Below are 14,510 nucleotides of genomic sequence, written 5' to 3' on the forward strand. Positions count from 1 at the left end.
CGGTCAAATATCCACAATCAACACATCGACGACGGGCTTTTTCCCGGTCCAGTCGGTTGCGATCCGCCGCACGCCAAGGCGGATCGCCTCTTTCAGTGCTTCGCGGTCGCGGGCGGGCTTGGACGCTGCCTGTTCGGCGGCCTCGTTCATCTCTTCCAGAAAGGCCTCGCGGTCATCCTCGACCGGCACGCCGCGATACTGGATCTTGCTGCCGACGAAACGGTTGCCGTCGAGCACCACGGCGACCGACATCTGGCCATTCAGCGCCAGCTTGCGCCGTTCGTTGATCGTTTCTCCATCGGCGGGCAAGATCACGTCGCCATCGAGGATCAGGCGCCCGGCCCGCACCCGTTCCAATATCCGCGCGGGCCCCGGCGACAGGCGAACCAGATCACCATTTTCCTGTACCAACGTGTCGGGAACGCCCTTTTCCAGCGCGAAACGCGCCTGTTCGTGCATATGGCGGATCTCGCCATGCACCGGAAGGACCAGCTTCGGCTGCAACCAGCCGTAAAGCGCGGCAAGTTCCGGCTGGCCGGGATGCCCGCTGACGTGGATATGCGCCTGTTTCTCGGTAACGGTCAGCACGTCCTTGGCCGCGAGCTGGTTCATGATCCGTCCGATCGCCACCTCGTTGCCGGGGATCTGCTTGGAAGAAAAGACGACGGTGTCGCCCGCCTCCAGCTTGATCTGATGGACGTCGGCGGCCATCCGCGCCAGCGCGGCGCGCGGTTCGCCCTGCCCGCCCGTGGCGATCACCATCAGCTTGTCGCGCGGCAGCCGCATCGCTTCATCGAAATCGACCGTCGGCGGGAAATCCTTGAGATAGCCGACCGAACGCGCGACCCCCAATATGCGGTCGAGCGAGCGCCCCGCGACGCAAAGCTGGCGTCCGGTCGCGCGCGCGACATCGCCCAGCGTCTTTAACCGCGCGGCGTTGGAGGCAAAGGTGGTCACGATCACCCGCCCCTTCGCCGCGCCGACCGCAGCGAGCAGCCCGTCGCGCACGCCGCCTTCGCTGCCCGACGCCTGTGGATTGAAGGCATTGGTCGAATCGCAGACGAGCACATCGACGCCCTCGTCGCCGATTGCGGTCAGCGCCGCCGCGCTCGATGGCGTACCCAGCACCGGATCGTCGTCAAGCTTCCAGTCCCCGGTATGAAAAACGCGGCCATAGGGGGTGTCGATCACCGCCGCGCTCATTTCCAGGATCGAATGGGCGAGCGGCATCAGGCGGATACCGAAAGGTCCAACCTTAAAGCTTTCGTCGATATCGACGACCTTGATCTCGACCTCTTTTTCCAGCCCTTCCTCGGCGAGCTTGTGCGCGATCAGCCCCGCGGTAAACCGGTTGGCATAAAGCGGAACGCCAAGGTCGGCCGCCAGATAGGGGATCGCGCCGATATGATCCTCGTGCCCGTGCGTCAGCACGATGCCGAGCAGATCGGCGCGGCGGTCCTCGATAAACTCCAGATCGGGCATGACGATATCGATGCCTGGATAATCATGGCTACCAAAGGTCACGCCAAGGTCGAGCATGATCCATTTTCCGTCGCAACCATATAGATTGGCGTTCATGCCGATCTCGCCCGACCCGCCGAGCGCAACGAAAAGCAGTTCCTTGCCGGGCGTCGTCATATCGTGTCGCTCCGCTGCGCATGAAGGTGCATCAGGCCGTTGAGCGTCAGGTCGGGCTCGATCCGGTCGAACAGATGCGCCTGTTCCTGAAACAGCGACGCAAGGCCACCCGTGGCGATCACGGTCAGCGGCTTGCCGATTTCGGCCTTCATGCGGCCGATCAGCCCTTCAATCATCGATACATAACCCCAATAAATCCCGATCAGCATCTGGCTTTCGGTGGTGCGACCGATCACGCCGTCGATCGTGGGCGCCTCTATGGCGATGCGCGGCAGCTTCGCCGCGGCGGCAACCAGCGCCTCCAGCGACAAATTGACCCCCGGCGCGATGATGCCGCCCAGATAGGCGCCATCGGGTCCGATATGGTCGAGCGTCGTCGCGGTGCCAAAGCTGATCACCAGTTTGTCCTTGCCCGGTTCGATGGCCTGCGCCGAAATCGCGTTGACCGCGCGGTCGGCTCCGACCGCTTGCGGGTCCTGGACCTTCAGCGCAAAGCTCCAGTTCACGGGATCCCGCCCGGCGATCAACGCTTCGACGCCAAAATATTTCTGCGACAAGAGGCGCAGATTATGCAGGGCGCGCGGCACCACGGTCGAGATGATGACGGCATCGACGTCGGCGCGCTCATGGCCGTCGAGCCGCAAAAGTTGGTCCAGCCAGACGGCATATTCGTCGGCGGTGCGCCGATCGTCGGTCGCGATGCGCCAGCGCGCAAGCAGTTCGGCGCCGCGAAACAGCGCGAATTTGGCGTTGGTGTTGCCGACATCGATGGCAAGCAGCACGGGCTAGTCCCCTTCCCTCACCGGGCGCCGCAGTTCGACGTCACCGGCGTGAATCACCATGGTCTCGCCGTCGGCGCGGCGCAAGCGTAGCGCACCATCGGGCGCCAACCCGTCGAAATAGCCGTCGACCTCTTGCTCCGACACGCGCAGCGGCGTCCCCACCGGATGGCCATAGGGCAACCAGGCCCTTACGATCGCCCCGGTACCTTCCTGTCGCCATGCCCACAGCGTGTCGATCATCGACACCGCCAACAGCTCGGCGAAACGGTCGCGGTCGACATCGGCACCCAGGCTCTTCAGCGTCGCGGTGGGGCGGTCGGGCAGTTCGGGGGCGACGAGCAGGTTGACGCCGATCCCCATCACAACGCTGTTGCCCGTCCGCTCGAGCAGGATACCGGCACACTTCGCGCCATCGATCAACAGATCATTGGGCCATTTAAGCTGAAAGCCCAGACCCGGTGCCAGAGCGATCACCGCCTTGGCCAGCGCGACCCCGGCGACCAGCGACAGCGTCGCAGGCGAAGGGTCGCTTGCCGTCAGATGGACGACGGTCGAGCCCATGAAATTGCCCTGGCCATCGCCCCAGGCCCGCCCGAGACGGCCGCGCCCGGCGGTCTGACGATCGGCGACGAGCCAATGCCCCTCGCCGATATGTTCGCCGCCCGCCAGCCGCGCCAGCAGGTCGGCGTTGGTAGAGCCAGTCTGCTGAATCCGCTCGATCGGCGGGATCAGAACAGCACCGCTGCGGCGCTGGCCGAAACCACCGCCAGAACCGGAATGAACAGATAGCCGACAACCGACAGCCACAGCGCGCTGGCCGTGATCACCGCATCCTCGACGATTACGCTGTCACCCGCGGGCATTTCGACGTCCGACTTGTCGTCGAAATACATCGTCTTGATGATCGCGATATAATAATAGGCGCCGATCACCGAGGCGACGATACCTGCGACCGCCAGCGGCACGAGGTTGGCGTTTACCGCCGCCTCGAACACCAGATACTTCGGCCAGAAACCAAAGAGCGGCGGGATGCCGGCCAGGCTGAACAGAAATACCGCCATCGCCGCGGCAAGGCCGGGACGACGCTGCGACAGGCCCGCGAGCGCCGGGATGCTTTCAACCTGATTGCCGTCGGCATCGCGCAGTTGCAGCACGACCAGAAAGGCGCCGATCGTCGTGACGACGTAAACGACCAGATAGGTCAGCACCGCCTCGACCCCCTGCTGCGTTCCCGCCGCAAGGCCGATCAGGATGAAACCGACATTGTTGATCGACGAATAGGCCAGCAGGCGCTTGATATTCTTCTGCCCGATCGCGCCGACCGCACCGAGGATGATCGAGGCGAGCGCGAGGAAGATGACGATCTGTTGCCACGCGCCGATCGCCGGACCCATCGCGTCGATCACCACGCGGGTCATCAGCGCCATCGCCGCCACCTTGGGCGCACTGGCGAAGAAGGTCGTCACCGGGGTCGGTGCGCCTTCATAGACGTCGGGGGTCCACATGTGGAACGGCACCGCGCTGATCTTGAACGCCAGCCCTGCGATCACGAAGACGATCCCGAACAGCAGGCCGATGTTGATCTCACCGCTCATCGCGGCCGCGATCTTGGCGAATTCGGTGCTGCCCGCGAAGCCGTAGAGCAGCGAAATGCCATAGAGCAGCATCCCCGATGCCAGGGCGCCCAGAACGAAATATTTGAGGCCCGCTTCGCTCGACCGGTCGTCGCTGCGCATGAAGCTGGCGAGGACATAGGCGGCGAGGCTGTTGAGTTCGAGCCCGATATAGAGCGTCACCAGATCGCGCGACGAGGCCATGATGCCCATGCCCAGCGCCGCGAACAGGATCAGCGTCGGATATTCGGCGCGCATCGCGCTGCCGAAGAAACGCGGAGCGATCAGCACGCAGACAAAGCTCGCGGCATAGATCAGCAGCTTGGCGAAACCGCCGAAACCGTCAACCGACAGCGTGCCGGAAAAAACCGTCGTATCGACCCCGAACAGCGCGACCACCGCCGCAGCCGCGGCGGCGAGCGTGAGCATGGCGCTGAGCTGATAGGTGCCGACCTGGCGATCGCCGAGGAAGGTGCCGAGCAACAGCGTGACGAGCCCGCCGATCGTCAGGATCAGTTCGGGCCAGATGAGCGCGAGATCGGCGGTCATTGGACGCCTCCCCCGTGATGACCGCCGCCCTGGGCAGCACCTTCGCCATGCGCTTCGCCGTCAGCCGCGGCCTTTGGCTTGCCCATCGCAAGATGCGCGTCGCCCGCAGGTTTGGCGGGCGCAAGCCGCGCCACCACCGTCGTCACGTCGCCGCGCATCGGCGCGAGGAAGCTTTCGGGATAGACACCCATCCACAGCGCCACGGCGGCGAGCGGGGCCATGATCGCCCATTCGCGGGGATTGAGGTCGGTCATGGCCTTCACATCGTCCTTGGTGAGATCGCCGAAAACCACGCGGCGATAAAGATAGAGCATATAGGCGGCACCCAGGATGATGCCGGTGGTGCAGACAAAGGCGACAAGGCTCGACGCTTCGTAAATGCCGAGCAGGCTCAGAAACTCGCCGACAAAGCCGCTGGTGCCCGGAAGGCCGATCGACGCCATGGTGAACAGCATGAAGAAGATCGCATAGGCCGGCATGTTCACCGCAAGCCCGCCGTAACGGTCGATCTCGCGGGTGTGCAGGCGGTCGTAGATCACCCCAACACAGAAGAAGAGCGCGGCCGACACGACACCATGGCTGAGCATGATGATCAGCGCGCCTTCGATCCCCTGCTGGTTAAAGGCGAACAGGCCTGCCGTGACGATCGCCATGTGCGCGACCGACGAATAAGCGATCAGCTTCTTCATGTCGTTCTGAACCAGCGCAACGAGGCTGGTATAAACCACCGCGATCATCGACAGGATGAACACCAGCCACATCAGCTGCGCCGATGCGTCGGGGAACATCGGCATCATGAAGCGGATGAAGCCATAGCTGCCCATCTTCAACAGAACGCCCGCCAGGATCATCGACCCTGCTGTGGGCGCCTGCACGTGCGCGTCGGGAAGCCAGGTGTGGACCGGCCACATCGGCATCTTGACCGCCAGGCTGGCGAAAAAGGCCAGCCACAGCCATGTCTGCATCTCGACCGGGAAGTCATAGTTCAGCAGCACCGGAATCTCGGTCGTCCCCGCCTCGCGGATCATCGCGATCATCGCGATCAGCATCAGCACCGAGCCGAGCAGCGTGTAGAGGAAGAATTTGAACGCCGCATAGATGCGGTTCTGGCCGCCCCAGATGCCGATGATGAAATACATCGGGATCAGCCCGGCTTCGAAGAAGATATAGAAAAGGATCAGGTCCTGCGCCGCAAAGACGCCGATCATGATCGTCTCCATGGCCAGGAACATCGCCATGTACAGGCCGACGCGCTTGCTGATCGCGTCCCAGCTGGCAAGAATGCACAGCGGCATCAGGAAGACGCTGAGCATGATCAGCATCAGCGCCATACCGTCGATGCCGAGCGCCCACTGGAAACGGCCGAACAGGTCGGCGCGTTCGGTGAACTGCCACTGCGCACCGCCGACGTCGAACTGCGCCCACATCATGATGCCCAGCGCCAGATTGATCAGCGTCGCGCCAAGCGCGGTCCAGCGCGCCGCCTTGTCGGCGACGAACAGACAGACGATGGCGGCGATCGCGGGGACCGCCAGCATCAGCGAAAGCATGCCCATACCGCCGCTCACAGGAAATTCACCATGGCCCAGCTGGCAAGGCCGACAAGCCCCAGCAGCATCACGAACGCATATCCATAAACATAACCCGATTGCAGCCGCACCGCGAGCCTTGTGCCACCCTGGACGAGCGCCGCGGCGCCGTCGGGGCCGAAGCGATCGATCGTACCTTCGTCACCGCGCTTCCAGAAGAAGCGGCCGATCGCAAAGGCGGGCTTTACGAACAGCACGTTGTACAACTCGTCGAAATACCATTTGTTATAAAGGAACTGGTGCAGCAGGCTGAACTGTTCCACGAACTTCGCCGGCAACGACGGATTGCGGATGTAGCTGTTCCAGGCAAGGAACAGGCCGATCGCCATCACCGTGAAGGGCGTCCATTTCACCCAGGTCGGAACCTCGTGCGCGGCGTGCATCAGATGCGCGTCATAGGCAAGGCTGCCGTTCCAGAAGGCCAGGCCTTCTTCGGGATAGATGAACGGATATTTGAACAAATAGCCGGCAAGCACCGCGCCGATCGACAGCACCACCAGCGGCACCAGCATCGGCCAGGGGCTTTCATGCGGGTGATAGCCCGCCGTGCCGTCGCTGTCATGTGCGTGGCCGTGGGCGGCATGATCATGCGCCTCATGGCCTTCATGACCATGATGGTCGTGAACGGCGTGCTGGATATGCTCGCTCTGTTCCCACCGCGGCTTGCCGTGGAAGGTCAGGAAGACGAGGCGCCACGAATAGAAGCTGGTCAGCAGCGCGGCAAAGATGCCGACCCAGAAAGCGACCTGGCCGCCGCCGCCGGCAGCAAAGGCGGCCTCAAGGATGCCGTCCTTGGAATAGAAGCCGGCAAAGCCGAACACATTGACGATCCCGACGCCGGTGATCGCCAGCGTACCCATCATCATCGCCCAATAGGTGATCGGGATATGCTTACGAAGGCCGCCATAATAGCGCATGTCCTGTTCGTGATGCATCGCATGGATCACCGAACCGGCACCCAGGAACAACAGCGCCTTGAAGAAAGCGTGCGTGAACAGGTGGAACATCGCCGCGCCATAGGCGCCGACACCCGCCGCAAAGAACATATAGCCAAGCTGCGAACAGGTTGAATAGGCGATGACGCGCTTGATGTCCCACTGTGTCGTGCCCACGGTCGCCGCGAACAGACAGGTCGCAGCGCCGACAAAGGTGACGACGCCCAGCGCGACTTCGCTCGTTTCGAACATCGGCGACAGGCGGCAGACCATGAACACGCCGGCAGTCACCATCGTCGCGGCATGGATCAGCGCCGACACCGGGGTCGGGCCTTCCATCGCGTCGGGAAGCCATGTGTGCAGGCCAAGCTGCGCCGACTTGCCCATCGCACCGATGAACAGCAGCAGGCAAAGGATCGTCATCGTGTCGAGGCGCATGCCCATGAAACCGATCGTCGATCCCGCCATGCCCGGCGCAGCGGCCAGAATTTCGGGGATCGAAACGGTCCCGAACACCAGGAAAGTGCCGAAAATGCCAAGCATGAAACCAAGATCGCCGACGCGGTTGACGACGAACGCCTTGATCGCGGCGGCATTGGCGCTCGGCTTTTTGTACCAGAAGCCGATGAGCAGATAGGATGCGAGGCCCACGCCTTCCCAGCCGAAGAACATCTGGACCAGATTGTTCGCGGTCACGAGCATCAGCATCGCGAAGGTGAAAAGCGAGAGATAGGCAAAGAAGCGCGGCTGGTCCGGGTCTTCCTCCATATAGCTCCAGCTATAAAGGTGGACGAGCGCCGATACGGTCGTGATGACGACGAGCATCACCGACGTCAGCGCATCGACCCGCAATTCCCAATTAAAGCTGAGCGTGCCCGACGTGACCCAGTGCAAGACCGGCACGACGCCTGCTTCGCCGGTTCCGCCGATGAACGACAGGAAAATCGGCCAGCTGAGCGCGCAGCTTGTGAACAGCGCGCCGGTCGTCACCAGCTTTGACGCCGTGTTGCCGATAACGCGCTGGCCAAGGCCTGCGACAAGCGCCGCCAGAAGCGGCAGGAATACGATCGCCTGAATCACCGGCTTACCCCTTCATCCGGTTGGCATCGTCGACGGCAATGGTGCCGCGGCCGCGGAAATAGACAACAAGAATGGCGAGGCCGATCGCCGCCTCACCGGCAGCGACGGTCAGCACGAACATCGAGAACACCTGGCCGACCATGTCGCCCAGCGCGGCGCTGAACGCGACCAGATTGATGTTCACCGCAAGCAGGATCAGTTCGATCGCCATCAGGATGACGATGATATTCTTGCGGTTGATGAAGATGCCGAGCACGCCCAGCGTGAACAGTACCGCCGAAACGGCAAGATAATGGCCGACGGAAATCACAGTTCAACCCCCTGCCCGGTGCCCGGATCGACAAGGCGCGTCGCATCCTGCGGACGGCGGCGCACCTGCTGACCGATATTCTGCGCCCGCACTCCGCCACGCTGGCGATGGGTGAGCACGATCGCGCCGATCATCGCGACGAGCAGGACGATGCCCGCCGCCTCGAACAGAAAGATGTAGCGCGTGTACAGCAGCTCGCCGACCTGTTGGATATTGCTCTTGTCGGTCACGGCAGGCGCGGTGCGCGCGGCCAGATCGACCCCGCCCGCGCTCCATGCGCCGACCGCAAAGATCAGCTCGGCCGCCAGGATGATCGCGACCAGCGCGCCAAGCGGCAGATAGCGGACGAAACCCGCGCGCAGTTCGGCAAAGTCGATGTCGAGCATCATCACGACGAACAGGAACAGCACCGCGACCGCCCCGACATAGACGATGACAAGCAGCATCGCGATGAATTCGGCGCCCGCGAGCAGCATCAGCCCCGCCGCGTTGAAAAAGGCGAGGATCAGCCACATGACGCTGTGGACCGGGTTGCGCGCGAAAATCACCATCGCACCGGCGGCGATGACGATGGTGGCGAAAAGATAAAAGGCGATAAGCTGAATCATGTGCGGCGCGCCTTATCGATAGGGCGCGTCGGCGGCAAGATTCGCCGCGATCGCGCGTTCCCATTTGTCGCCATTGGCGAGCAGCTTGGCCTTGTCATACAGCAGTTCCTCGCGCGTTTCGGTCGCGAATTCGAAGTTCGGCCCCTCGACGATCGCATCGACCGGGCAGGCTTCCTGACAGAAACCGCAATAGATGCACTTGGTCATGTCGATGTCATAGCGCGTCGTGCGGCGCGAACCGTCGTCGCGCGGCTCGGCCTCAATCGTGATCGCCTGCGCCGGGCACACCGCTTCGCACAGCTTGCACGCGATGCAGCGTTCCTCACCGTTCGGATAACGCCGCAGCGCATGCTCGCCGCGGAAACGCGGGCTCAGCGGGTTCTTCTCGAACGGATAGTTGATCGTCGCCTTCGGCTTGAAGAAGTACTTCAGCGTCAGGGCGTGCGCCTTCACAAACTCCCAGAGGGTGAAGGTTTTGACGAAGTGGGCGATGGTCATTGAATAGACTGCCTCGAAGTTTCAACGTCGCAAATACCGCTTGCGACAAATAGAAATGTATCGTCACGGTCTTCCGATACAGTCATGACCGCATTTCTGGCTGTCGGCTCATCCCTGATGAAACCCGAATATGCCATGCGCAGGGCATAGCGATAGCGCTTCCGATCCTTGATCACATCAAACTGATATGTTCGGGAATCGATATTGCGCCCCGGCCAGCCGTTCCCATCAAATATCGGGTAGGGACTGGCTGGACCGTCCAATTTCCACTGATGCCCTTGTCCCGGAACAGCTTTCAGTGAGGCCCGCAAATCATACTGGGCCTGCCCTTTTGTATACATCTGGCAGTGCGCCTCCAGATTGATAACCGGAGCGGCCAATTTGTGAACTGGCGGTGTTTCGATGGTCAGTGCGAGAACCCCGATCATGCCCCATACCTCGTCAGCATCAGATAACCGGACACAAGGAAGACCCAGATCAGCGAGATCGGCAAGAAGATCTTCCAGCCCAGCCGCATCAGCTGGTCATAGCGGTAGCGCGGGACGGTCGCCTTGATCCAGCTGAAGACGAAGAAGAAGAACAGGATCTTCGCGAACAGCCAGACGATGCCCGGCACGGCATAAAGCGGCGCCCAATCGATCGGCGGCAGCCAACCGCCCCAGAACAGGATGGCATTGAGCGTGCACATCAGCAGCACATTGGCATATTCGCCGAGCCAGAAGAGCGCGAAGCTCATCGACGAATATTCGGTCTGATAGCCCGCGACGAGCTCGCTTTCGGCTTCGGTCAAGTCGAACGGCGCGCGCGCGGTTTCGGCAAGCGCCGAAATGAGAAACATGATCGCGAGCGGAAAGAGCAGCAGGTTGAAGCCAAAGGCGTTGACGATCCCCAGCCCGTGACCCTGCTGTGCCTTGACGATCTCGTTCATGTTGAAGCTGTCGGCCCACAGGACGACCCCGATCAGGATGAAACCGATCGACACTTCATAGCTGATCATCTGCGCCGACGCGCGCAGCGCCGAAAAGAAGGGATATTTCGAGTTTGACGCCCAGCCCGACAGGATCACGCCATAAACGCCGAGCGACGAGATCGCGAGGATATAGAGCAGCCCGACGTTGATGTCGGCGAGCACCGCGCCCGAATTGAACGGGATCACCGCCCAGGCTAGCAGCGCGACGGTGAAGGTAATGATCGGCGCGATCAGGAACAGGCCGCGGTTCGCGCTCGACGGGATGATCGTTTCCTGCAGGAACACTTTCAGGCCATCGGCGAACGACTGGAGCAGGCCAAAGGGGCCGACGACGTTCGGACCGCGGCGCAGCGCAATCGCCGCCCAGATCTTGCGGTCGGCATAGATGATCATCGCAACGCTGAGCATCAGCGGCAACGCGATGAGCAGGATGCCCGCGACGGTCGCGACGCCCCACGCCCATTCATAGGACATGCCGAGGGATTGGAAAAATTCGGTCATCGCCCTGCCCCGTCCTGGTTACGCCAGCCGTTATGCGGGCCCGGCTTTTCCGATTTGCCGCGCGGATTGAAACCACGCCACACGGCATAGCCCATGCCGACGAACAGCATGGACGCAATGGCATGCACCGGGGTCATTCCGCGGCCTCCGCAAATTGGGCGCCATGGATCAGTTCGTCCGAGCAGCGCTGCATCGTCGGCGACGCGCGGCAGATGGCGTTGGTGAGATAGAAATCCTTGATCGGCGACGGGATCGCGCGCGCCTCAGGCTTTGCATCGAGCTTGGGTGCCGACCAGCCATAATCGGCCAGCCCTTCGACACCGAGCGCCGGCACCGCCGCGACCATCGCGGCGCGGCAGGCGTCAAAGCTGTCGAAACCGACATTCACGCCCAGCGCATCGGCGAGCGCGCGGAAAATGCTCCAATCCTCGCGCGCGTCGCCGGGCGCGAACACCGCCTTGTCGCTGCGCTGGACGCGGCCTTCGGTGTTGACGGTCGTGAAATCCTTTTCGGTCCACGCCGCGGCGGGCAGGACGACGTCGGCGGCGTGGGCGCCCTTGTCGCCATGATGGCCGACATAGACTTTCAGCGTATCGGCAAAGGCCGTGAAATCGACCTCATCGGCGCCGAGGAAAAAGGCCAGCTTCGGCTTGGCCGCGACAATATCCTTGATGCCGCCGGGCTGCGCATAGCCGAGCATCAGCCCGCCCATGCGGCTCGCCGCCATATGGACGACACTGAACCCGTTCCAGCCGTCCTTGACCGCATCGACGCTCTTCGCGAGCGCCAGCGCGGCGCCATGAACGCCGGGCACCGCGAGCGCGCCGCCGCCAAGGATGATCAGCGGACGTTCGGCGCCCTTCAGCGCGTCGGCCGCTGCCTTGGGCAGCTTCGCGACCAGCGCGGCATCGTCGCCGAGCCATTCGACCTTGTAGGTCTGATCCTTTTCGGGGCCGATCGCAAAGACCTTTGCCCCCTTCTTCCACACCGCCTTGCGGATGCGGGTGTTGATCAGCGGCGCTTCCCAGCGCAAATTGGTGCCGACGAGCAGGATCACATCGGCATTTTCAGCCTCGGCGATGGTCGTGTTGAAATTGACCGCCGACAGGCTGGTGACGTCATAGTCGAGCCCGGTCTGGCGCCCTTCGAGCAGGGTCGAGCCCAGCGCATTCACCAGCGCCTTGGCCGCGAACATCGTTTCGCAATCGGCCATGTCGCCGGCGATCGCCGCCACAGACGATCCGGCGTTCGCCGCCTTGATCGCGTCAAAGGCTTCGGCCCAGCTCGCTTCGACGAGCCCACCGTCCTTGCGGACATAGGGGCGGTCGAGGCGGCGACGGATCAGGCCGTCGACATGGTGGCGCGTCTTGTCGCTCGCCCATTCCTCGTTCACGTCGTCGTTGACGCGCGGCAGCACGCGCAGCACCTGGCGCCCGCGGCTGTCGATGCGGACATTGGTGCCGACCGCGTCGCTCATGTCGATGCCGAGCGTCTTGGTAAGCTCCCACGGCCGCGCTTCAAAGGCATAGGGCTTCGACGTCAGCGCGCCGACCGGGCACAGGTCGACGACATTGCCCGACAGCTCGCTCGCCACGGCGCGCTCGAGGTACGACGTGATCTGCATATTCTCGCCGCGATAGATGGCGCCGATATCCTCGACCCCCGCGACTTCCTCCGCAAATCGGACGCAGCGCGTGCACTGGATACAGCGGGTCATCACCGTCTTGACGATCGGCCCCATATATTTCTCGGTCACGGCGCGCTTATTCTCGTCATAGCGCGAGGCACCGCGGCCATAGGCGACCGACTGGTCCTGCAAATCGCATTCGCCGCCCTGGTCACAGATCGGGCAGTCGAGCGGGTGGTTGATGAGCAGAAACTCCATCACCCCTTCGCGCGCCTTCTTGACCATCGGGCTGTCGGTCTTGATCACCTGCCCTTCGGCGGTCGGCAGCGCGCACGACGCCTGCGGCTTCGGCGGCCCGGGCGAGACTTCGACCAGGCACATGCGGCAATTGCCGGCGATCGACAGGCGCTCGTGGTAACAAAAGCGCGGAATTTCCTTCCCCGCCATCTCGCACGCCTGCAGAACGGTCGCGCCCTGCGGCACGTCGAGTTCTACGCCATCTACGGTAACTTTAGGCATTATTCGGCTGCCTCCAGCGCGCCGCCATTCTCACGGATGCGGCGTTCGATTTCGGGGCGGAAATGCTTGATCAGGCCTTGAATCGGCCACGCCGCAGCATCGCCGAGCGCGCAGATGGTGTGGCCCTCGACCTGCTTGGTCACATCGAACAAAGTGTCGATCTCGCTGATGTCGGCGTCACCGGTGCGCAGCCGCTCCATCACGCGCCACATCCAGCCGGTGCCTTCGCGGCACGGCGTGCACTGGCCGCAGCTTTCATGCTTGTAGAAATAGCTGATGCGGCTGATCGCCTGAACCACGTCGGTCGATTTGTCCATCACGATCGCGGCGGCGGTGCCGAGGCCCGAACCGACGGCTTTCAGCCCGTCGAAGTCCATCGGTGCGTCCATGATCTCGGCCGCCGGAACCAGCGGAACCGACGAACCGCCCGGGATCACCGCGAGCAGATTGTCCCAGCCGCCGCGAATGCCGCCGCAATGCGTGTCGATCAGTTCGCGGAAGGTGATGCCCATCTCTTCTTCGACGACGCACGGCTTGTTGACATGGCCGCTGATCTGGAAAAGCTTGGTGCCCTTGTTGTTCTCGCGCCCAAAGCTTGCGAACCAGGGCGCGCCGCGCCGCAGGATCGTCGGGACGACCGCGATGCTTTCGACATTGTTCACCGTCGTCGGGCAGCCGTAAAGGCCCGCGCCCGCCGGGAACGGCGGCTTCAGACGCGGCTGGCCCTTCTTGCCCTCCAGGCTTTCGATCATCGCGGTTTCTTCGCCGCAAATATAGGCCCCGGCGCCGCGATGGACGAAGACGTCGAAATCATAGCCCGACTTTGCCGCATTCTTCCCAAGCAGGCCGGCGTCATACGCCTCCTGCACTGCCGCGAACAAAGTCTCGGCCTCGCGGATGAACTCGCCGCGGATATAGATATAGGCCGCGCGCGCGCGCATCGCATAGCCCGCGATCAGCGCCCCTTCGATCAGCTTGTGCGGATCGTGGCGGATGATCTCGCGGTCCTTGCACGATCCGGGTTCGGACTCGTCGGCGTTGATGACCAGGAAGCTCGGGCGTTCGGCGCGCGGCTCCTTCGGCATGAAGCTCCACTTGAGCCCGGTCGGAAAACCCGCGCCGCCGCGGCCGCGCAGGCCGGACGCCTTGATTTCCTCGATGATCGCGTCCTGGCCGCGGCTCATCAAATCCTTGGTCTTGTCCCAATCGCCGCGCGCCTGCGCGGATTTCAGGTTCCACGGCTGAAAGCCATAGAGGTTGGTGAAGATGCGATCCTTGTCGGCGAGCATCG

General features: G+C 62.8%; 14 protein-coding genes. All 14 read right to left on the reverse strand.

Translation table 11 applies throughout. The features are described from left to right. Positions 1 to 3: 3 nt before the first annotated feature. The 14 genes from U0S50_RS03835 to nuoF are packed head-to-tail and all read right to left on the reverse strand — an operon-like array spanning position 4 to position 14,508. Positions 4 to 1,638: a ribonuclease J gene (locus tag U0S50_RS03835; protein WP_322307445.1), complete on the reverse strand. Its 1,635-nt coding sequence runs from the start codon at positions 1,636 to 1,638 to the stop codon at positions 4 to 6. Next, a complete protein-coding gene (locus U0S50_RS03840; RefSeq protein WP_322307446.1) occupies positions 1,635 to 2,420 on the reverse strand; it encodes a type III pantothenate kinase in 786 nt (261 codons plus the stop codon). Before U0S50_RS03840 ends, U0S50_RS03835 begins: the two co-directional genes overlap by 4 nt. Before the next feature lie 3 nt (positions 2,421 to 2,423). Beyond that, on the reverse strand, positions 2,424 to 3,227 hold the full coding sequence (locus U0S50_RS03845) for a biotin--[acetyl-CoA-carboxylase] ligase (RefSeq protein WP_322307447.1): 804 nt from the start codon (positions 3,225 to 3,227) through the stop codon (positions 2,424 to 2,426). Next, entirely contained in the window at positions 3,149 to 4,582 is a 1,434-nt protein-coding gene (nuoN, locus tag U0S50_RS03850) for an NADH-quinone oxidoreductase subunit NuoN (RefSeq protein WP_322307448.1), read from the reverse strand. The genes U0S50_RS03845 and nuoN overlap by 79 nt, the downstream gene beginning before the upstream one ends. Next, a complete protein-coding gene (locus U0S50_RS03855) occupies positions 4,579 to 6,138 on the reverse strand; it encodes an NADH-quinone oxidoreductase subunit M (RefSeq protein WP_322307449.1) in 1,560 nt (519 codons plus the stop codon). Before U0S50_RS03855 ends, nuoN begins: the two co-directional genes overlap by 4 nt. A gap of 8 nt (positions 6,139 to 6,146) precedes the next feature. Beyond that, the gene (nuoL, locus tag U0S50_RS03860) at positions 6,147 to 8,186 is read right to left on the reverse strand and encodes an NADH-quinone oxidoreductase subunit L (protein ID WP_322307450.1); all 2,040 of its coding nucleotides are present in this window, start codon (positions 8,184 to 8,186) and stop codon (positions 6,147 to 6,149) included. Between the two features lie 4 nt (positions 8,187 to 8,190). Continuing rightward, positions 8,191 to 8,496 (reverse strand): NADH-quinone oxidoreductase subunit NuoK, encoded by a 306-nt coding sequence (gene nuoK / locus U0S50_RS03865; RefSeq protein ID WP_322307451.1) that lies wholly within the window; start codon positions 8,494 to 8,496, stop codon positions 8,191 to 8,193. Beyond that, positions 8,493 to 9,104, reverse strand: coding sequence for an NADH-quinone oxidoreductase subunit J (locus U0S50_RS03870; protein ID WP_322307452.1), 612 nt, complete (start codon positions 9,102 to 9,104; stop codon positions 8,493 to 8,495). The genes nuoK and U0S50_RS03870 overlap by 4 nt, the downstream gene beginning before the upstream one ends. A gap of 12 nt (positions 9,105 to 9,116) precedes the next feature. Further along, positions 9,117 to 9,602 carry an NADH-quinone oxidoreductase subunit NuoI gene (nuoI, locus tag U0S50_RS03875; RefSeq protein ID WP_322307453.1) on the reverse strand — a complete coding sequence of 162 codons (486 nt, stop codon included), beginning with the start codon at positions 9,600 to 9,602 and terminating at the stop codon, positions 9,117 to 9,119. Further along, positions 9,599 to 10,030 (reverse strand): hypothetical protein, encoded by a 432-nt coding sequence (locus tag U0S50_RS03880; protein ID WP_322307454.1) that lies wholly within the window; start codon positions 10,028 to 10,030, stop codon positions 9,599 to 9,601. Before U0S50_RS03880 ends, nuoI begins: the two co-directional genes overlap by 4 nt. Beyond that, a complete protein-coding gene (gene nuoH, locus U0S50_RS03885; RefSeq protein WP_322307455.1) occupies positions 10,027 to 11,073 on the reverse strand; it encodes an NADH-quinone oxidoreductase subunit NuoH in 1,047 nt (348 codons plus the stop codon). Before nuoH ends, U0S50_RS03880 begins: the two co-directional genes overlap by 4 nt. Continuing rightward, positions 11,070 to 11,210, reverse strand: a complete 141-nt coding sequence (locus U0S50_RS03890) for a hypothetical protein (RefSeq protein ID WP_322307456.1) — start codon at positions 11,208 to 11,210, stop codon at positions 11,070 to 11,072. The genes nuoH and U0S50_RS03890 overlap by 4 nt, the downstream gene beginning before the upstream one ends. After that, on the reverse strand, positions 11,207 to 13,219 hold the full coding sequence (nuoG, locus tag U0S50_RS03895; protein ID WP_322307457.1) for an NADH-quinone oxidoreductase subunit NuoG: 2,013 nt from the start codon (positions 13,217 to 13,219) through the stop codon (positions 11,207 to 11,209). Before nuoG ends, U0S50_RS03890 begins: the two co-directional genes overlap by 4 nt. Next, entirely contained in the window at positions 13,219 to 14,508 is a 1,290-nt protein-coding gene (nuoF, locus tag U0S50_RS03900) for an NADH-quinone oxidoreductase subunit NuoF (protein ID WP_322307458.1), read from the reverse strand. The genes nuoG and nuoF overlap by 1 nt, the downstream gene beginning before the upstream one ends. Positions 14,509 to 14,510: the final 2 nt, after the last annotated feature.

Origin of the sequence: Sphingopyxis sp. (genome assembly GCF_034380315.1) — a bacterium.
Taxonomy (GTDB): Bacteria; Pseudomonadota; Alphaproteobacteria; order Sphingomonadales; family Sphingomonadaceae; genus Sphingopyxis.